Annotated in this window: 18 protein-coding genes and 1 tRNA gene; 9 read left to right on the forward strand and 10 right to left on the reverse strand. The window is 69.2% G+C overall.

Annotated elements, in window-relative coordinates; translation table 11 throughout:
* Positions 1 to 3 precede the first annotated feature (3 nt).
* A complete protein-coding gene (locus tag GL325_RS12980) occupies positions 4 to 1,110 on the reverse strand; it encodes an LCP family protein (RefSeq protein ID WP_187769830.1) in 1,107 nt (368 codons plus the stop codon).
* Positions 1,111 to 1,170: 60 nt separating this feature from the next.
* Entirely contained in the window at positions 1,171 to 1,596 is a 426-nt protein-coding gene (gene dtd, locus GL325_RS12985) for a D-aminoacyl-tRNA deacylase (protein ID WP_187769831.1), read from the reverse strand.
* A gap of 48 nt (positions 1,597 to 1,644) precedes the next feature.
* Between dtd and GL325_RS12990 the strand changes: the two genes are divergently transcribed.
* The 3 genes from GL325_RS12990 to GL325_RS13000 are packed head-to-tail and all read left to right on the forward strand — an operon-like array spanning position 1,645 to position 4,842.
* Positions 1,645 to 2,139 carry an FABP family protein gene (locus GL325_RS12990; protein ID WP_154595986.1) on the forward strand — a complete coding sequence of 165 codons (495 nt, stop codon included), beginning with the start codon at positions 1,645 to 1,647 and terminating at the stop codon, positions 2,137 to 2,139.
* Complete coding sequence (locus tag GL325_RS12995) at positions 2,132 to 3,058, forward strand: folate-binding protein YgfZ (RefSeq protein WP_187769832.1); 927 nt, start codon at positions 2,132 to 2,134, stop codon at positions 3,056 to 3,058. The genes GL325_RS12990 and GL325_RS12995 overlap by 8 nt, the downstream gene beginning before the upstream one ends.
* The gene (locus GL325_RS13000) at positions 3,058 to 4,842 is read left to right on the forward strand and encodes a DEAD/DEAH box helicase (RefSeq protein ID WP_187769833.1); all 1,785 of its coding nucleotides are present in this window, start codon (positions 3,058 to 3,060) and stop codon (positions 4,840 to 4,842) included. Before GL325_RS12995 ends, GL325_RS13000 begins: the two co-directional genes overlap by 1 nt.
* 96 nt (positions 4,843 to 4,938) lie before the next feature.
* Here GL325_RS13000 and GL325_RS13005 read toward each other — a convergent pair whose 3' ends face one another.
* The 3 genes from GL325_RS13005 to GL325_RS13015 are packed head-to-tail and all read right to left on the reverse strand — an operon-like array spanning position 4,939 to position 9,296.
* Complete coding sequence (locus GL325_RS13005) at positions 4,939 to 6,237, reverse strand: endonuclease/exonuclease/phosphatase family protein (protein ID WP_187769834.1); 1,299 nt, start codon at positions 6,235 to 6,237, stop codon at positions 4,939 to 4,941.
* Positions 6,238 to 6,275: 38 nt separating this feature from the next.
* Complete coding sequence (locus GL325_RS13010; RefSeq protein WP_187769835.1) at positions 6,276 to 7,814, reverse strand: endonuclease/exonuclease/phosphatase family protein; 1,539 nt, start codon at positions 7,812 to 7,814, stop codon at positions 6,276 to 6,278.
* 9 nt (positions 7,815 to 7,823) lie between these two features.
* Positions 7,824 to 9,296 carry an endonuclease/exonuclease/phosphatase family protein gene (locus GL325_RS13015; RefSeq protein ID WP_187769836.1) on the reverse strand — a complete coding sequence of 491 codons (1,473 nt, stop codon included), beginning with the start codon at positions 9,294 to 9,296 and terminating at the stop codon, positions 7,824 to 7,826.
* A 144-nt stretch (positions 9,297 to 9,440) separates the two neighbouring features.
* On the opposite strand from GL325_RS13015, the gene GL325_RS13020 reads away from it, so the two are divergent.
* From GL325_RS13020 to GL325_RS13030, 3 genes are all read left to right on the forward strand, one after another.
* Positions 9,441 to 9,824: a helix-turn-helix domain-containing protein gene (locus GL325_RS13020; RefSeq protein WP_222865818.1), complete on the forward strand. Its 384-nt coding sequence runs from the start codon at positions 9,441 to 9,443 to the stop codon at positions 9,822 to 9,824.
* The gene (locus GL325_RS13025) at positions 9,821 to 10,639 is read left to right on the forward strand and encodes a hypothetical protein (RefSeq protein ID WP_223111301.1); all 819 of its coding nucleotides are present in this window, start codon (positions 9,821 to 9,823) and stop codon (positions 10,637 to 10,639) included. The genes GL325_RS13020 and GL325_RS13025 overlap by 4 nt, the downstream gene beginning before the upstream one ends.
* Before the next feature lie 67 nt (positions 10,640 to 10,706).
* A complete protein-coding gene (locus GL325_RS13030; RefSeq protein ID WP_154595977.1) occupies positions 10,707 to 10,958 on the forward strand; it encodes a DUF2516 family protein in 252 nt (83 codons plus the stop codon).
* Here the strand turns inward: GL325_RS13030 and GL325_RS13035 are convergent.
* The 3 genes from GL325_RS13035 to typA form a co-directional block, all read right to left on the reverse strand.
* The gene (locus tag GL325_RS13035; protein WP_187769837.1) at positions 10,952 to 11,896 is read right to left on the reverse strand and encodes a hypothetical protein; all 945 of its coding nucleotides are present in this window, start codon (positions 11,894 to 11,896) and stop codon (positions 10,952 to 10,954) included. The two genes, GL325_RS13030 and GL325_RS13035, sit on opposite strands and share 7 nt — an antisense overlap.
* Positions 11,893 to 12,228 carry a PadR family transcriptional regulator gene (locus tag GL325_RS13040; protein WP_187769838.1) on the reverse strand — a complete coding sequence of 112 codons (336 nt, stop codon included), beginning with the start codon at positions 12,226 to 12,228 and terminating at the stop codon, positions 11,893 to 11,895. The genes GL325_RS13035 and GL325_RS13040 overlap by 4 nt, the downstream gene beginning before the upstream one ends.
* Positions 12,229 to 12,349: 121 nt before the next feature.
* Entirely contained in the window at positions 12,350 to 14,227 is a 1,878-nt protein-coding gene (gene typA / locus GL325_RS13045; protein ID WP_187411690.1) for a translational GTPase TypA, read from the reverse strand.
* 111 nt (positions 14,228 to 14,338) lie between these two features.
* Here typA and GL325_RS13050 point away from each other — a divergent pair, with 111 nt between their 5' ends.
* The 3 genes from GL325_RS13050 (at position 14,339) to GL325_RS13060 (ending at position 17,078) form a co-directional block, all read left to right on the forward strand.
* Positions 14,339 to 14,785, forward strand: coding sequence for a MarR family winged helix-turn-helix transcriptional regulator (locus tag GL325_RS13050; protein WP_154595972.1), 447 nt, complete (start codon positions 14,339 to 14,341; stop codon positions 14,783 to 14,785).
* Positions 14,775 to 16,346: a DHA2 family efflux MFS transporter permease subunit gene (locus tag GL325_RS13055; protein WP_187769839.1), complete on the forward strand. Its 1,572-nt coding sequence runs from the start codon at positions 14,775 to 14,777 to the stop codon at positions 16,344 to 16,346. Before GL325_RS13050 ends, GL325_RS13055 begins: the two co-directional genes overlap by 11 nt.
* 93 nt (positions 16,347 to 16,439) lie before the next feature.
* Positions 16,440 to 17,078 carry a LysE family translocator gene (locus tag GL325_RS13060; protein WP_154595969.1) on the forward strand — a complete coding sequence of 213 codons (639 nt, stop codon included), beginning with the start codon at positions 16,440 to 16,442 and terminating at the stop codon, positions 17,076 to 17,078.
* Between the two features lie 4 nt (positions 17,079 to 17,082).
* Here the strand turns inward: GL325_RS13060 and GL325_RS13065 are convergent, their stop codons facing one another.
* Together GL325_RS13065 and GL325_RS13070 are read right to left on the reverse strand one after the other, a co-directional pair.
* Entirely contained in the window at positions 17,083 to 18,384 is a 1,302-nt protein-coding gene (locus GL325_RS13065) for a glycoside hydrolase domain-containing protein (protein WP_187769840.1), read from the reverse strand.
* A gap of 98 nt (positions 18,385 to 18,482) precedes the next feature.
* Positions 18,483 to 18,559 (reverse strand) — tRNA-Phe (locus GL325_RS13070).
* Between the last annotated feature and the right edge of the window lie 30 nt (positions 18,560 to 18,589).

Below are 18,589 nucleotides of genomic sequence, written 5' to 3' on the forward strand. Positions count from 1 at the left end.
GGATCAGGAGACCTCTTCGGCGTCCGGCAGGACGTCGTCGGGGTACTTCTTGAGGTACTTGCCCATCTTGTCCTTGCCCAGGGCCGTGAACAGCTCGGCGAGCTTGTCCTGCTGCAGGACCACGACGCTGCCGTAGACCGGGATGGTCTCGGTGCCCTGGACCGGTGCGGTCATGAACGTGACGTCGTCGGTGGTGATGCCGCGCAACGACAGGGCCAGCTTCGCCATCGCCGTGCCGGACCAGCCCTCGTCGACCGTGAGGTTGTCGGTCAGCGCCGACACCGTCTTGGTCAGCTTGTTCGGGTTGGTCGTCACTCCCGAGCTGAGCATCTTGCCCATGAGCGCGCGCATGAAGTTCTGCTGGCGCTTGATGCGGTCGAAGTCGCCACCGGCCAGTCCGTAGCGCGTGCGGACGTAGTCGAGCGCCTTCTTGCCCTCGAGCGTCTGCTTGCCCGCGTTCCACTGGATCTTCTGCTGCGGGTCGTAGAAGGAGCGCGGGATCGTGACCTCGACACCGCCGACGGCGGACGACAGGTCCTTGAAGCCCGCCCAGTCGATGATCGCGAGGTGGTCCATCTTCAGGCCCGTGAGCTTCTCGACGGTGTTGATGGTGGCGACGGGGCCGCCCATGGCGAAGGCCGCGTTCAGCTTCTCCGAATGGGTCGTCTTGCCCTCGGCGTCGTAGATCGGGACGAGCGAGTCGCGCGGCAGCGAGACGAGGTAGACCTTCTTCCGATCGGCCGGGATGTGGACGATCATCAAGGTGTCGCTGCGGTACTTGCCGACGGGCCAGTCGCCGGAGGCGGCGTCCTCGGCGATCGTCGTGTTCTTGGGCTGACCCTTCTTGGGCTCGCCCTTGTCCGAGCCGAGCAACAGGACGTTGAGAGCCCGGCCCTCGTCGGGATCGGGGGCTTCCTTCGGGTTCAGCTTCACCGTCTCGACGTCGTCGAGCTTGCGCTTGAGATTCCAGGCGTAGGCGGCGCCGCCGACCAGCGGCAGCAGGACGATCAGCACGACCGCCCACACGACGGCGGGATGGCGCTGGCGGAAGGAACGACGGTTCGACGCACGGGATCCGGGTTTCCGGACCGCCTCGGGTGCGTCACTCACCAGTGTTCTCCTCGTCGTCGACAACCTCCCCAGTATGACGGCCCATACTGAGAGAATCCCTCAGGAATCCAGCACCATCGTGACGGGTCCGTCGTTCACGAGGTCGACGGCCATGTCGGCGCCGAACACGCCGCGCTCCACCGGCACTCCGGCGGCCCCGACGGCGGCGCAGAACCGCTCGTAGAGCGGCTCGGCGACCGGACCCGGGGCGGCTGCTCCCCACGAGGGCCGGCGGCCCTTGCGGGTGTCGGCGTAGAGCGTGAACTGGCTGATCGCCAGGACACCGCCACCGGTCTCGTCGACCGACCGCTCGCCCGCCATGATCCGCATCCGCACGATCTTGGCCGCCAGTCGGTCGGCATCGTCCGTCGTGTCCTCATGGGTCACCCCGAGCAGGACGACCAGGCCGGGGCCGTCCAATCGGCCCACGACCTCGTCCTCGACCCGTACCTCGGCCCGGCTGACCCGCTGCACCACCGCACGCATGGCAGGAGCGTATCGGCGCCTTGGAGACCGGCCGATAGCATGGAACCCATGGCCTTCCAGATCCCCAGCGACCTCCACCCCGATCTGATGCCGGTGGCGTGGCTCCTCGGGACGTGGCACGGCAACGGCCGGGGCGACTACCCGACGATCGAGGCCTTCAGCTACGAGCAGGACGTGGTCTTCGCGCACGACGGACGGCCCTTCCTGCACTACTTCAGCCGCGCCTGGATCACCGACGACGAGGGCGAGCGGGTGCGCCCCGGTGCTCTCGAGACCGGCTTCCTGCGTCCGTCCGGCGAGGGCAAGGTCGAGCTCGTGCTCGCGCACCCCACCGGCTACGCCGAGATCTGGTACGGCGAGACCGACGGAGCCCGCATCACGCTGGCCACCGACGTCGTCGCCCGCACCGTCAGCGCGAAGGAGTACACCGCCGGCCAGCGGATGTACGGGCTGGTCGAGGGCGCGCTGATGTACGCCTACGACATGGCCGCCGAGGGCCAGCCGATGCAGTCGCACCTGTGGGGAAAGCTCGAGCGTGTCTAGCCCGCTGCTGAGCCGACCCGGCGCCGTCGAGGCCGAGGGACCCGATGCCGGCGTCGCCGCGCACTACGGATCGTCCTTCGCCGCCGAGCAGCGCACGCTGCTGTCCGGCGACGGCTTCGTCGACCTCTCGCACCGTGACGTCCTGCGCATCACGGGCCCGGACCGCCTCACCTGGCTGCACTCGCTGACGACGCAGTACCTCGAGGGCCTGGCCGTGGGGCGGTGGACGGACGTCCTGCTGCTCTCGCCGCAGGGCCGCATCGAGCACGACTTCAGCGGCCTGGACGACGGCGAGACCTTCTGGGCGCACACCGAGCCCGGCGCCGGCGCCGCCCTGATCGAGTTCCTCGACCGGATGCGCTTCATGTCGCGCGTCGAGGTCGCCGCCGTCGACGACCGGTTCGTCGTCGGCCGTTACGCCGGAGGTCTGGCCACCGAGTTCGTCCAGGACCTCGATGCCGTCCCGGGCACCCCGGTCGGCGTCTACGCGTGGGAGGCGCTGCGCATCGCCGCGGGCCGCCCCCGGTTCGGTCTCGACACCGACGAGCGCACCATCCCCAACGAGGTCGGCCTGCTGGGATCGGCCGTCCACCTCGACAAGGGCTGCTACCGCGGACAGGAGACGGTCGCCCGGGTCCACAACCTCGGCCGTCCGCCGCGCCGGCTGACCCTGCTGCACCTCGACGGCTCCGTCGACCACCTGCCCCCGCACGGCGCGGACGTCCTGCTCGGCGACAAGGTCGTCGGACAGGTCGGCAGCGCCGCCCGGCACCACGAGCTCGGGCCGATCGGCCTGGCTCTTCTCAAGCGCAACACCCCGGTGGATGCAACGCTCCTGGCCGACGGCGTCGCCGCCGCACAGGAGCCGATCGTCGACCCTGACGCAGGCCTGCACGTGCGGGCCGGATTGAACATGTGATGACCGAAGCCCCCTCCGAAACCCTCTCGTTCGACGACCTCGGCCTGGACGACTCGCTCGTCAAGGTCGTGCGCGCCCTCGGCTACGAGACGCCGAGCCCCATCCAGGCCCAGGCGATCCCGGCCCTGCTCCAGGGCGGTGACGTGGTCGGGCTGGCCCAGACCGGCACCGGCAAGACCGCCGCGTTCGCGCTGCCGATGGTGCAGCGCCTGGACCCGGGCTCCTCGCACACCCAGGCCCTCGTGCTGGCGCCCACCCGCGAGTTGGCCCTGCAGGTCAGCGAGGCCATCCAGAGCTACTCCTCCGGCACCGGACTGAAGGTCCTGCCGGTCTACGGCGGCCAGAGCTACGGCGCCCAGCTGTCCGGGCTCAAGCGCGGCGCCCAGGTCGTCGTCGGCACCCCCGGTCGCGTGATCGACCACCTCGAGCGCGGCTCGCTCGACCTCTCGGCCCTCGAGATGCTCGTCCTGGACGAGGCCGACGAGATGCTCAACATGGGCTTCGCCGAGGACGTCGAGCGGATCTTGGCCGACACCCCGGAGTACAAGCAGGTCGCGCTGTTCTCGGCCACGATGCCCCCAGGCATCCGCCGACTCGCGAAGAAGTACTTGCACGACCCGCAGGACATCTCGACCCCGCAGGCCACGCGCAGCACGACGAACGTGCGCCAGCGCTGGATGCCGGTCTCGCACCACAACAAGCTCGACGCCCTGACGCGCGTGCTCGAGGTCGAGCAGGGCGACGCCATGCTGATCTTCGTCCGCACGAAGTCGGCCACCGAGGAGCTCGCCGAGAAGTTGCGCAGCCGCGGCTACACCGTGGCGGCACTCAACGGCGACCTTGCCCAGGCCCAGCGTGAGCGCACCGTCGGCCAGCTCAAGAGCGGTGTCGTCGACATCGTCGTCGCCACCGACGTGGCAGCCCGCGGACTCGACGTCGACCGGATCACCCACGTGGTCAACTACGACATCCCGCACGACCCCGAGGCGTACGTGCACCGCATCGGCCGGACCGGCCGCGCCGGTCGTTCGGGCGATGCGATCGTGTTCGTCACCCCGCGCGAGCGCGGCATGCTCAAGTCCCTCGAGCGGGTCTCGGGCCGGCCGGTCGAGCAGATGGCCGTGCCGACCCCCGACGAGGTCAACGCCAAGCGCGCCGACCGGTTCGCCGCCTCGATCACCACGGCGATGGGCGACCCGGAGTTCGAGGTCTACAAGGGCCTCGTCGAGCAGTACGCGCAGCAGCATGACGTCGACATGACCGACATCGCCGCCGCGCTGGCCGTCATGAGCCAGGACGACAAGGCGTTCTTCCTGCGCCCCGACCCGCCGCAGGAGAAGCGCGAGCCGCGGGAGCCGCGCGAGAAGCGTGAGCGCACCGAGCGCCCGTCTTCCGACGGCATGGCGACGTACCGGCTGGCCGTGGGCAAGCGCCACAAGATCCGGCCGTCGATGGTCGTCGGCGCGCTCGCGAACGAGGGCGGACTGAAGCGCTCGGACTTCGGCAAGATCACCATCGGTGTCGAACACACGCTCGTCGAGCTCCCGGCCGACCTGCCGGACGAGGTGTTCGACCTGCTGGCCAACACGCGGATCTCGGGCAAGAAGATCGACATCGCGCCCGATTCGGGCCGTCCCGGCGGCGAGCGGAAGAAGCCGTACTCCAAGCCGGCCGGCAAGACCTACTCCAAGGGCTCCGGGTCCTCCGGGTCGTACTCCAAGCCCGCCGGGAAGGGCAAGCCCGAGTCGGCCGGCACCAAGAAGCCGCGGCACAAGAAGGACTGACCGTTCACCGCCGTCCCACGGGACGTCGTCGCCTCCCCGGGGAAACTTCCCTGGGGAGGCGCTGGTTTACCACGGGACCGTGGTAAACCGCGGGCCTCAGGACACCTGCGCGCGCACCAGCAACGGGTGGTGGTCCGACGGCAGCGGGGCGACGAAGCGGCCGCCGGACATCCGTCCGGCGTTGGCCCAGGAGACGACGCGGCTCCGCCCGGGGCGGACCCAGACCTTGTCGACGTGGTCGCCCCACGTCACGCCCACGACGGGCTTGGTCAGCCACCGCGGGTTGGCCGTGTTGAAGTGCTGGCGGCTCAGCGAACGGGCCTGTTCGTACGCGTCGTAGAACCCGTTGGCGTGCATGACGCTCTCGAGGCGGTTGTTGCCCGCGCGGCTGCGGTTGGTGTTGAAGTCGCCGAGGACGACGACCGGCATGCTGCGCACGTTCCGGCCCCACCAGGCGAGCTGGGCGCCGAGCGCCGAGAAGATGTCGGTCGCCTGGGTGGCGCGGCGGGTGGCCATCGAGCGCTTGTCGTCGACCTGCAGATGGACGGCCACGAACACGACCGTCTGGCCGCTGGCCCGGTGACGCAGCACGGCCCACGGGGCCTGCTTGCCGGGCGGATCCGCGATGCCGTCCACCGGCAGGATGCACGGCTCGGCGCGCACGGGCTTGCCGTCGTCGCCGAGGACGAGGTTGTTCTCGGGGTCGACCGCCAGGGGGCACTCGGCCGACTGCTGCTCGGGACTCAGTGTCTGCTCGACCTGCTCGAAGGCGGCGGTGCGGTAGAGGATCCGGTTGTCCTTGCCGCCGAGCGTCTCGGTGTACCCGGGGATGACCGTCGTCCCCCAACGGCTGGCCTCCTGGAGCGCCAATACGTCGGGCTTGAGGCGCTGCACCTCGCGCACGACGAGCGGGGCCCGGGTGCTCCACCGGCTGCAGGCGTTCGAGCAGACGTTGTAGCTCATCAGGCTGTAGACCGGGTGGCGTGCGGTGCTGAGCGTGGCCGAGGCGGCAGGCGTCACGCGGGCGATCCGGGCGGAGCGGCTGCCGGCGCGCTTGCCGTTGAGTGCCCTGACCTGGACCCAGTAGACCTTGTTGCGCTTCAGCTTCTTGATCGTCGCCTTCGGCGAGCGGACCGTGGTGCGGGGCTTCTTCTGCTTCGCGACCTGGGCCTTCGAGTTGCCCACGAACACCTGGTAGCGGGTGGCCCGCGAGGCTCGGGGCCACGACACCGAGACCCGGGCGTACTTCTTGCCGGCGGACGTGTAGGTCGCGGTGCCGGTGACCGACACCAGACCGACCTTGCCGGGCTTCTTCGGCGCCGCGACCGAAGGGGTGCCCAGCGTCGCCGCGGCGAGCACGGCGGTCAGGGCACAGGCCAGCAGACGAAGACGCATGGGCTCGAGCCTAATGCGCGAATGTCACTTCCGTCACATCATTCCCGGAGGGGGAGAGTGGCGGAGGGCGAGGAGGTGGTGGTCGGGGCGACCTCTTCACGGAGTTTCGCCGGCACCTTGACGACCTCGCTGGGATCCTTGACGGCGTCCTTCTCGGCGCGTTCGAGGGTGACCGTCGCCGCGATCATGTTGTGGTCCGAGAGCCACCTGCCGACGTACGTGGTGCCCGACAGGTTGGCCCACTGACGCCAGGCGGGGACCTCCCAGTCGCTCGACACGTAGATGTGGTCGACGTGGTCGTGGGACATGATCGCCTTGTCGCCGCGTCGACTGCCGGTGTTGACCTGGGCGTTCTGCGTCTCGTCGGCGACCTCGACGGTGTCCTTGTACCCCGACGACCGGACGATCGGCCCGACGGTGTCCCCGCTGCGGTGCGTGCCGGAGTTGAAGTCACCGGCCAGGACGACGGGGTCGTCCTGGGTGTTGATCCCCGCGAGGCCACCCATCAGGCTCCGCATCTCGGCAGCCCGCTCGCCGTTCTTCTTGTGCCCGCTCAGCAGGTGCACGCTGACCACGATGAACGGACGCTCGGTCAGCTTGTCCTCGAGTCGGGCCCACGTCGCCCATCGGCCGTGCCCCAGGGACCAGCGGCCGCCGCCGAGCTGGGTGAACTTCTCCGGCGAGTAGAACAGGTAGCGCGAGTTGCCGCCGCCCTCGGCGGCGACGAGGTTCTTCGGGCCGCCGCTGAACGCCGCGCGGGTGGTCGGGCCGACGCGCTGGCCGCCGGCCTCCTGCAGGGCCAGGATGTCGACGCCGGAGGCATGGACCTGGGCGGCCTGGCCGCCGACGCGGCCACCGAACCCGGAACAGGCCTCGGAGCAGATGTTCCACGACCCGATCGAGAACTCGGAGTCCGCCGGGGGAGTGGTGACCTTCGTCGGCGGGCCGAACCGGCTGACACCGGCCTCGCCCACCGCACGCACGCGGACCCAGTAGGTGCGCTCGGGCTTCAAGGAGTCGGTGGCGAACGCCGTGCCGCCCCGGGTCAGCCGCTCGACCTTCTTCGGCAGCTTCTTCCTGGACGTCGAGACGGCGACGTCGTACGTGGTGGCGTAGTCGGCCGGCTTCCACTTCACGACGGCGCCCTCGGGCGCGGTGCGCTTGACCTTGGGCCGTGGCGGCACGCCGGGCAGCAGGGTCACGGTGCCCTCGACGGCGACCTCGGTGGTGCCCGCCTCGACCGACTCGACCCGGTAGCTGACCCGGCCCTTGGGGTCGGCCGCCTCCGGAGCGGGGAGCTTGGCCATCGGCTCGGTGGTGACGATCGTGCGAGCGGGCCTCGTGAGGTCGTCGCCCAGGGAGACGCGGTACTGACTGCCGTTGCCCGACCAGGCGAGGGACACCTCCCTCGGGGCGACCTCCACCGACAGCACCTTGAGGTAGGGCCGCTCGATCCCGGCGAGACGGGTGACCGGTCCGTTCCCCTCGGCGTCGGTGGTGGTGGCCATCAGGGCGGCCCCGCCGATCAGTGCACCCCCCGTGCCGAGCAGGCACAAGGAGCGGAAAAGACCGGGCATGCCCGCATCCTACGGGGTCGCGAGCACCAGTTTCGCGACGACGGGATTGTGGTCGGACGGGAACGGCGTGGCGTACTGACGACCGGTCGGAGTGTCGGTGAAGTTCGCCGGCATCAGCCAGGACTCGACGGTGACTCCGGACCGGGGCACGTAGATCCCGTCGACGTGGTGACCGTTGGCCTTCGGCGTCGGGACACCGGCATTGGCGCTGTTGAGCTCGGCGTTGATCCGGTCGGTCGTCCGGGTCAGCGCGTCGACCACACCGTGGCGCTCGAACTCGCGGCGGGGCGCGTCGTAGCCGCCGGGGTAGTTGGACTGATTGGCGTTCGACGCGTTCGAGTTCCAGTCGCCGCCCCACACCACCGGCAGGCCGTGCGGGTTCACCGCCGAGATCCGCGAGATGAGTCGCTGGGTCTGCTTCCGGCGACGGTCGTCCTTGGCGACACCCTTCAGCGGCTCGAGGTGGGCATCGACGACGATGAAGGCCGTGCCCGCCTGGCGGTCACGCAACAGGTTCCACGTCGCGTACCGCTTGGTCTCGGAGTCCAAGGTGATCCATCCGCCGTCGAGGGCGGTGAACCGCGACGATCGGAAGTAGATGGTCTTGGCGCTCTTGTAGGCCCCGCGGGTGAACCCGGGCAGCGCGGTGTGGAACGCCGTCTTCGTCGCCGACTCCTGGGTGACGATGACGTCCGGATCGGCCGACCGCACGACCGCGGCGGCGAGCGGCTTGCGCACGGTCCACTTCGGCACGTACCGCAGGAACCAGGCCGGGCTGTCGGCGGAGCGGCACCTGTCCTCGCCGCACAGGTTGTAGGTGGCCACGGTCGCCCGCACGGGCGTCGGTGCCAGCTTGGCCGTCGAGACGGGGCCCCAGGCGCCCTTGACCGAGCCGTTCACGCCGCGCACCCGGGCGAAGTAGGTCATGCCGCCGTTGAGGCCGGTCACCGTGCCGGCCGTCTTCGTGCGGCCGACCGTGTGGACGCCGGTGGTGAAGCCCCGATCGGTGGCCACCTGGAGCTGGTAACTCGTCGCGCTGGTGGTGGGCGACCACTGGTAGCCCAGCCGGTCGCCGCGGCCGCCGACGACGCGGTTGGCCGTTCCCTTCGCGACGCGCAGGTTCGCGCGCTTCCACTTGGTCGCGGCGGAGTACTTCTTGCCGCGGTACGAGCGCACCCGGTAGTAGAAGTCGTGACCCGAGTTGGGCTTGAGTTTCTTGAAGGTCACGGAGGTCTTGCGGGTGCGGACGTTGCGGACGCACCGCTTCACCCCGGGATCGGTCTTGACGCACACCGCGAACGAGGTCGCGCGCTTCGGCCGCTTCCAGCGGATCGTCAGGGTCGTCGTCGTGGTCTTGGCGGTGATCTTCGAGACCTTCGCGGGCTTCGCGGGGGCGGCCTGGGCGGAGGTGGCAGGGGCGACCAGGAGGGTGCTGGTCAGGGCGAGCGCCACGAGAACGCGGCGGAGCAACGAGGTAGGCATGGGGGTCGGGCTGGGGAAAGAGGGCACCGCCCGAGGGCACCTTCGGCGCCCACAGGGTAACCCGGCGAGGCCGCGAAGCGGAGCAACGTGTCCGGTGCATCACAGTTGCTTGCACTTGCTAACTTTTGCAAGCACGCTGGGGCCATGGGGAAGCTGAACATGCCAGATGCAGTCGGATCGGCCATGGGGTCGCTCGGCGAGTACCTGCGTGACCAGCGGACCCAGGCGCAGATGTCACTGCGACAGCTGGCCGAGCTCGCGGACGTGTCGAATCCGTACCTCAGCCAGATCGAGCGTGGCCTGCGCAAACCGTCCGCCGAGGTGCTGCAGCAGATCGCGAAGGCACTGAGGATCTCGGCCGAGTCGCTCTACGTCCGCGCCGGCATCCTCGATGCCGAGCAGTCGGGGGCCTACTTGGTGGAGGACGCCATCGACCGCGATCCGCGGTTGACCACGCGCCAGAAGACGGCTTTGCGGGACATCTACCGCTCATTCGTCGGAACCGCAGACCTCGAGGAGAGACCATGAGCATCACCGACACCATCAACGCCCAGATCAAGTCGATGCTGGACGACATCCGCGCCCTGCCCGCCTCCGTCAAGGGATTCGACGTGAGCGGCCTGCAGAAGAAGGCCGAGACCCTGGCGCAGACCGCGCTCGGATCGGTCACCGCCACGTACTCGGACCTGGTGAAGAAGGCCGACGACCTCGTCGACCTGGCCAAGGGCCTGAGCGTCGACGACGTCCGCACCGCCGCTGAGGACCTCGCCGCCCGGGCGGAGGCCGTCGTCAGTGAGCTGCGCGGCAAGGTCGACGACGTCACCCTCGACGACCTGAAGAACACGGTCGACGACTTCCGGGAGAAGGCCGACGACCTGGTCGGCGACCTCAAGGACAAGGCCGAGGAGATCATCGACGAGCTGACCGCCAAGGCCGAGGAGCTCACGGGCAAGGCCGCCGAGGCCGTCGAGGACGCCACCGGCACCGCCGGTGCCGCTGCGTCGTCGTTCGCCAACTCGGCCCGGACCCGCTCCGCGACCGCGCCGACGGCGAAGAAGCCCGGCACGGCGAAGACGTCCGACACGGCCACGAAGAGCACCACGACCGCCAAGAAGGCGGCCGCGAAGTCCAGCACGAACGGCGCGAAGGCCCCGGCCAAGAAGGCGTCCACGGCGAAGAAGGCGACGGCCAAGAAGGCGCCCGCGAAGAAGGCCTCCACGACGGCCAAGAAGACCTCGACGTCGGCCAAGAAGGCGCCGTCGCAGGCCAGTGGCACCACCTCGTCGGCCGCCAAGAAGACCACGACCGCCAAGAAGGCGCCGGCGAAGAAGGCTTCGTCCTGACCCACGCGGAACGCAGAATCAACGGTGGGCACCACTCTCGAGTGGTGCCCACCGTATTCTTCCCCCCATGGCTCTCGTGACCCCGTTGATCTGGTGGCTGCTGTTGGCGACCAAGGTCTTCGCCCTGGTCGACTGCGTGCGGCGCAAGCCCTATGACTTCGAGATGGCCGGCACCTTGCCCAAGAACATCTGGTTGGTGATCCTGCCGGTCTCGATCCTGGTCGACATCGTCTTCCAGAACCCGCTGGGGATCCTGCCCCTGCTGGGCACCGTGGCGGCGCTCGTCTACCTGGCGCAGACCCGCGGCTCGGGTTACTGAGCGCGAGCCCGTCCTCGCGCGGTGACGTACGCCTTGCGGAATCCGTCGACGATCTCCCACAGGCTCGCCAGGGCGACGATGGCCGCGGACCACTTCATGGAGGTCGCGATGTACTCGGGGTCCCATGACGACAGGTGCGCCACCAGTTCGGGATTGATCAGCGCGTTGTCGAGCAACAGGGCGATGGTCGGGATCGCGAAGAGCAGGCTCAGGACGACGTTCGCCCACGCCGTCGTCCAGGTCCACCCGCTGCGGTACACCCAGAGCAGGTGCAGCAGCTCCAGCGCGAGCACCCCGAGAACCCACGGCAGGTACCAGGACCAGAGGTCGGGGTCGATCATCGCGATGCGGTCCCCGTCCTCGAAGAACGGCGAGCCGACGTGCTGCCACAGGATCGCGGCGGCGAAGAGCGGAAGGAAGACCAGGCCCGCGACGAGGTCCGAGACGCTGGTACCGGGCTTCGGTTCGGACAGTTGGTCGATCGACCAGGTCTGCGCCCCGGCCGACGTGTTCGTCCAGTCCAACACCGCGAACACGAGGGTGGTCCAGAAGATGACGTGGACGGTCACGTCGAACAAGGTCCCCACGCCATCCCCGACGATCGTTCCGATCGAGTCACCGTCGAAGGCGGCGACGATCACCACGATCGCCGCGACGATCGGGCCCACGATCGCGACCAGCAGCATCGTGAGCCGCAACCACGGGAAGAACAGGCGCGGCCCGATCAGCACGGGCGCGCGTCCGGTGTAGTCCACCGCGACCCGCAACGGGTCGCCCAGCTCCTCGAGCGTCTCCCTCTCGGCAGCCGGGGAGCCGCCCCGGGCGGCGACGGTGTCGCCGATGCGCTCACGGAGCTCTTCCGCGACCTCGGTGCGCGTCTTGCCGGGCAGCCACCGCGTGGCGGCATACACGTAGCGGTCGGTCAGGGTCGTGGTCATCGTGTTCCTCCGTCGGTCAGTCGCCCCAGGGCGGTGTCGAGCTCGTGCCAGTCGGCGAGCAGCGTCTCGATGAGGCGCTCGCCCGCGGCGCTGGTGCGGTAGAACTTCCGAGGCCGGGCCTCGTCGGTGTTCCACTCGCTGGTGAGCAGGCCCTGCTTCTCGAGCCGGCGCAGCAGGGGATAGAGCGTGTTGCCGTCGACGGTGATCCCCGCCTCGGCCAGTGACTCGAGCAGGCCGTAGCCGTATCCGGGCTCGCGCAGGCTCAGCAGCGACGCGAGCACCACCGTGCCGCGGCGCAACTCCTGCACGTGCTGCTGGGTCAGGTCGTCCATGTGTCACACCATAGTGTGCGACACACACTATAAGCAAGACGCACAGGTCAACAACCTCCGACGACGACGAACCCCTCCCCGGCCGGAGCCGGAGAGGGGTTCGGGTGGAGCGGGGGTCAGATCACTTGCGCTTGCGGGCCGTGCGGCTGCGCTCGCCGGCGTCGAGGACGACCTTGCGGATGCGCACGTTGGTCGGGGTGACCTCGACGCACTCGTCCTCGCGGCAGAACTCCAGGCACTGCTCGAGCGACAGCTTCTTCGGCGGGATGACCTTCTCGAAGTTGTCGGCGGTCGAGGAGCGCACGTTCGACTGCTTCTTCTCCTTGGTGATGTTGACGTCCATGTCGTCATCACGGGAGTTCTCGCCGACGATCATGCCCTCGTAGACCTCGGTGCCGGGCTCGACGAACAGCGTGCCGCGCTCCTGCAGGTTGGTCATGGCGAACGACGTGACGGCGCCGGCGCGGTCGGCCACGAGCGAGCCCGACGGACGCGTCGAGATCTCGCCGAACCAGGGCTCGTAGCCCTCGGAGATGTGGTGCGCGATGCCGGTGCCGCGGGTGTCGGTGAGGAACTCGGTGCGGAAGCCGATCAGGCCGCGGGCCGGGACCAGGAACTCCATGCGGACCCAGCCGGTGCCGTGGTTGACCATCTGCTCCATGCGGCCCTTGCGGACGGCCAGCAGCTGGGTGATCCCGCCGAGGTACTCCTCCGGGGCGTCGATCGTCAGGCGCTCGACGGGCTCGTGGATCTTGCCGTCGATCTCGCGCGTGACGACCTGCGGCTTGCCGACGGTGAGCTCGTAGCCCTCGCGACGCATCTGCTCGACGAGGATCGCCAGCGCCAGCTCGCCGCGGCCCTGGACCTCCCAGGCGTCGGGACGCTCGGTGGGCAGGACCTTGATCGAGACGTTGCCGATCAGCTCGGACTCGAGCCGGTCCTTGACCAGGCGGGCGGTGACCTTCGTGCCCTTCTCGCGACCGGCCAGCGGCGACGTGTTGGTGCCGATGGTCATCGAGATCGCGGGCTCGTCGACGTGGATGAGCGGCAGCGCGACCGGGTTCTCGGGGTCGGCCAGCGTCTCGCCGATGTTGATGTCGCTGATGCCCGCGATGGCGACGATGTCGCCGGGGCCGGCGGACTCGCCCGGCTTGCGGTCGAGGGCCTCGGTGATCAGCAGCTCGGTGATCTTGACGCGCTCGACCGAGCCGTCACGCTTCATCCACGCGACCTGCTGGCCCTTCTTGAGCTCGCCCTCCTCGACGCGCACGAGGGCCAGGCGGCCCAGGAACGGGGAGGAGTCGAGGTTCGTGACGTGCGCCTGCAGGGGCGCGCCCTCGGTGTACTCGGGGGCCGGGACGTGCTCCATGATCGTCTGGAACAGGGGGATCAGGTTGTCGCCGTTGGGCAGCGTGCCGTCCTCGGGGCGCTCCAGCGAGGCGACGCCGGCCTTGCCGGAGGCGTAGACGACGGGGAAGTCCAGCGCGTCGCCGGCGGCATCCTCGGGCAGCAGGTCCATGAACAGGTCGTACGTCTCGTCGACGACCTCGGCGATGCGGGCGTCGGGACGATCGACCTTGTTGACCACGAGGATGACGGGCATCTTGGCGGAAAGCGCCTTGCGCAGCACGAAGCGCGTCTGCGGCAGCGGGCCCTCGGAGGCGTCGACCAGCAGGACGACCGCGTCGACCATCGACAGGCCTCGCTCGACCTCGCCACCGAAGTCGGCGTGGCCGGGGGTGTCGATGATGTTGATCGTGACGACCTTGCCGGGGACTTCCTCGGAGCCGGGGCCGGAGTACTTGACCGCCGTGTTCTTCGCGAGGATCGTGATGCCCTTCTCGCGCTCCAGATCACCCGAGTCCATGACCCGGTCGGTGACTTCCTGGTGGTCGGAGTAGGCGCCCTGCTGTTGAAGCATCGCGTCGACGAGAGTGGTTTTGCCGTGGTCGACGTGGGCGACGATGGCTACATTGCGCAGATCAGAGCGTGTGGGCACTCCAACGATTCTACTGCAGGGCCATGAGGTGCTTTCCCCTCCGGGGCGTGAAGAGCGTCACGAAGGTCACACCTTCCGATTACTTGCATCTGGGTTAGTGTTTTGCGGGTCATGACCGCCTCCCCCCACGCCTGCGCATTCGATGCCGTCCGAGAGTTCCTCGGACGGGTCTTCACCACGGCCGAGGGCGAGTCCCTCGAGGCCGTCGCGAAGCTGAAACTGTCCTTCACGCAGGCCAGAGTGGTCTTCACGCTCGCTCACCACGACGGTCCCGTCGCCATCGGCGACCTGGCCGGGGCGGTGGGACTGTCGGCGGCAGCCGTCGGACGCAACATCGAGCAGCTGGTGCGCAAGAAGCTCGTCGTGCGCACCGAGAACCCCGAGGACCGCCGGGTCAAGCTCGTCGCCGTCTCCGCACTCGGACGGAGTCTGGCCCAGAGCCACCTCAAGTCCAAGGAGGACGCCGTGCGCACGCTGCTCGACGCCCTCGAGCCCGAACAATGCCTCGCGCTCGTCGAGGCCCTCAAGCCACTGAAGGAAGAAGACCATGGCAACTAGCACCCCGGCCGCGCCGCCGGAGTACCCCGACAAGATCGATGCGGCGGTCCTCAAGATCGCCGGCGTCGTCGTGCTGGGATCGATCATGTCCATCCTGGACATCACGGTGGTGAACGTGGCTCTGCCCACGTTCCAGGAGGAGCTGGGCGTCGAGAACTACTCGACCGTCGCCTGGACCGTCACCGCCTACACCCTCGCGCTCGCCGCCGTGATCCCGCTGACGGGGTGGGCGGCGGACCGCTTCGGCACCAAGCGCCTCTACATGCTGGCGCTGGGCCTGTTCACCGCCGGCTCGGTGCTGTGTGCCGCCGCGTGGAACATCGAGACGCTGATCGGCTTCCGGGTGCTCCAGGGCCTCGGCGGCGGCATGCTCATGCCCCTGGGCATGACGATCCTGACCAAGGCCGCCGGACCGGAGCGGATGGGCCGGCTCATGGCCATCTTGGGCATCCCGATGCTGCTCGGCCCGATCCTCGGTCCGATCATCGGCGGCTTCCTCATCGACAACGCCTCCTGGCACTGGATCTTCCTGATCAACCTGCCCCTCGGCCTCGGCGCGCTGATCTACGCCTGGCGGGTCCTGGACCAGGACGCCCCGCACCCGAGCGAGTCGTTCGACTTCATCGGCATGGCGCTCATGAGCCCCGGCCTGGCGCTGTTCCTCTACGGCGTCTCGTCGATCCCCGACGCCGGTGGCATGGGCGAGCCCAAGGTCTGGGCGACGATGCTGGTGGGCGGACTGCTGGTTGCCGCGTTCATCGTCTACTCGTTCAGGCCGAAGCACCCGTTGCTGGACTTCCGGCTGTTCAGGAACTACAACCTGTCCATCTCGACGCTGACGATGTTCATCTTCGCCGGCGCCTTCTTCGGCGGCCTGCTGCTGGTGCCGACCTACTTCCAGCAGGTGGGCGGCGAGACGCCGTTGAAGGCCGGTCTGCTCGTGGCCCCGCAGGGCCTCGGCGCGATGCTGACGATGCCGCTCGCGGGTGTCCTGGCCGACCGGTTCCCCGTCGGCCGGGTCGTGCCGTTCGGTCTGGCCCTGATCTGCGGTGGCATGTTCGCCCTGACCTCGCTCGAGGCCGACACCGGCTACGGCTACATCATCGCGGCGCTGTTCGTGATGGGCCTGGGCATGGGCCTGACGATGATGCCGCTCATGACGTCCGCGCTGCGGACCCTGCAGTCGCACGAGGTGGCTCGCGGCTCGACGCTGCTCAACATCAGCCAGCAGATCGCCAGCTCGGTGGGCGTCGCGATCATCTCGGTCGTCCTCACCAACCAGATGAAGGACAGCCGGGCGGTCCAGGCGGCCCAGGCCCTGTCGAAGGCGGAGGCCGACCAGGTCCCCGCCGACCCGTCGCTGCTGGACTACGTGCAGTCCCTCGGCGCGAGGTTCGAGTCGCTCGTGCTGTCGGACATGGCGCACGCGTTCGCGGCCAGCTTCGTCGTCGCCTTCTGGCTGTGCGTCGTGGCCCTCGTGGTCAGCCTCTTCCTGCCGAAGCGGCGTGAGGCGGCGCGCCTGCTGGACGACCAGGGCCAGCCCCCGGTGATGATGCACTGATCCACGGATCGCCCGAACGGCCCACCCGGACTCCGGGTGGGCCGTTCGTCGTCCGGATCCTCTCGCCGCGAAAGCGCGGTCTACGCTCCGGACATGCCCACCCTCGAGACGCTCGCGACGTTCTGTCTGGCGGCCTTGGCCCTGATCCTGCTCCCCGGGCCCAGCGTCCTGTTCGTCATCGGCAGATCGCTGGCCCACGGGCGGCGCACCGGGATCCTGAGCGTCCTGGGCAACGGCCTGGGCGGTCTGCCGGTCGTCGTCGCCGTCGCCCTCGGACTGGGGGTGATCGTGGCGGAGTCGGCGGTCGTGTTCAACGTCGTCAAGGTGGTCGGTGCCGTCTATCTCATCCACCTCGGCATCCGGGCCTGGCGCAGCGGGCCCGCAGAGTCGGCGCTCACCGAGGGTGCGCAAGGACCGGTCGCCTCACCCGGACGGGCGCTCCTCGAGGGCTTCTGGGTGGGCGTCTCCAACCCGAAGACGATCGTCTTCTTCGCCGCGGTGCTGCCGCAGTTCGTCGACCGGGACTCCGGAGCGGTCAGCACCCAGATGCTCGTGCTGGGCGTCGTCTTCTTGCTGATCGCCCTGGTGTGCGACTCCGGCTGGGCGCTGTTGGCCGGGACGGCCCGCGCCTGGTTCGCCGGCTCACCGAGCCGGCTGGCGACGGTCCGGCGCGCCGGCGGCGCCATGATGATCGGGCTCGGCGGCCTGCTGCTGACGAGTCAGCGGCACTGAGGGATCAGCGCCGCCCGCGCTGCAGCGCCGCCCACACCGTGGCATCGGCGACCTGGTAGCCGGGCAGGCCGATCCTCGTGCGGTAGGAGCGGACCGCCGCGGCGGTGCGTGCGTCGTAGATGCCCGTGACCTTCACCTTCTGGCCCGCGGCGCGCAGGGAGCGCTGCAGCCGGTGGACGGGCTCGCCGACCTTGCCGCGCTTGAGGGCGATGGGGGTCTTGCCGCGCGACAGCAGGGCGGTCCACAGCGGTCGTGTCGCCGCGCCGTTGCGCGCCCACCCGAGATCGGCGCGGTAGGAGTTGACGGCCTTGGTCGTGCGGGCGTTCCAGCGGCCGGTGATGGTCGCCTTGTGGCCGCCGCGGCGCAGCAGGCACTGCAGGAGCCTGACGTCCTTGCCGCGCGAACCGGCCTTGAGCGACCGGTAGCGCGTCAGGGTCGGCGACATCTTGCAGACCTTCTGCTCCTTCTTGGCGCGCGATCCGCCCCCCACAGCCAGGACGTTCTTGTCGATCGTGACCCGGTGTCCGCCGTAGGAGACCGCCACGTTGTTGTGGTACTGGTGCACGCGGTCGCGCTTCCAGAACGTGTTCGACAGGTAGGGACCGCCGTTGGTGTTCGCCCGCTTGTTGGTCCAAGCGAACCACATCTGGTCGGGGAAGTCGAAGCCCTTGCGCTGGGCGTGACGCGCCTCGTCGACGGCCGCGATCGCGGCCGAGCCGCTGGAGTACAGGCCGACCTTGTAGCCGCGCTTGTGGGCCCGCTGGACGAACGCGTCGATGAAGGTCAGGACGGCGGCGTCGCAGGGGCGGTTGGCGCGGTCGTACCACTCGATGTCGAGGTAGACGGCGTTCTTCTTCGCGAACCCGAAGTACGCGGCACGGCGCGTGGCCTCGTCCGCGTCGGCCCGGGCCTGCCGGCGGGCGATCGTGCCGTTGTACGACATGTGCCGCTTCGTCGACTTCGAGTCGAAGCACGGCGCCTGGTAGCCGACGTGGATCGGCAGGAACAGCCAGCCGCGGTTCGCCTGGCGCTTGACCCACGCCGGGCTGAGGTGAGGCTGCTTCGAGTCGTCGCAGTAGCGCGAGTTGCCCGAGGTGTAGATGCCCACGACCGTGTACGGCGACGTGACGTTCCACGCGTCCATCACCTGGTTGGACGGCGAGACGCACGTGTCGAAGGCGTAGCCGGTGAACCGGGCGGGCGACCGGGGATCCGCCGCGTGAGCGGGCGACGCCATCAGCGAGGCGACGAGCAGGAGGCCGAGCACCAGGGCCAGACGGCGGGCGATCGGAGCGACGGCGGACATCACACCAGCGTAGGTCCGGGCCGCCGGGGTGCCAACCGTTCGGCGGAAACCCTCGCGGGAAAAGGAGAATCCCCGGCGTGGAGCCGGGGATCTCGAGGTGGTGGCCAGGGCCGGGGTCGAACCGGCGACCTTCCGCTTTTCAGGCGGACGCTCGTACCAACTGAGCTACCTGGCCGTGCTCTGACGAGCGACGTTCACCCTACCT

The organism is Aeromicrobium sp. 636 (assembly GCF_024433585.1).
Taxonomy (GTDB): domain Bacteria; phylum Actinomycetota; class Actinomycetes; order Propionibacteriales; family Nocardioidaceae; genus Aeromicrobium; species Aeromicrobium senzhongii.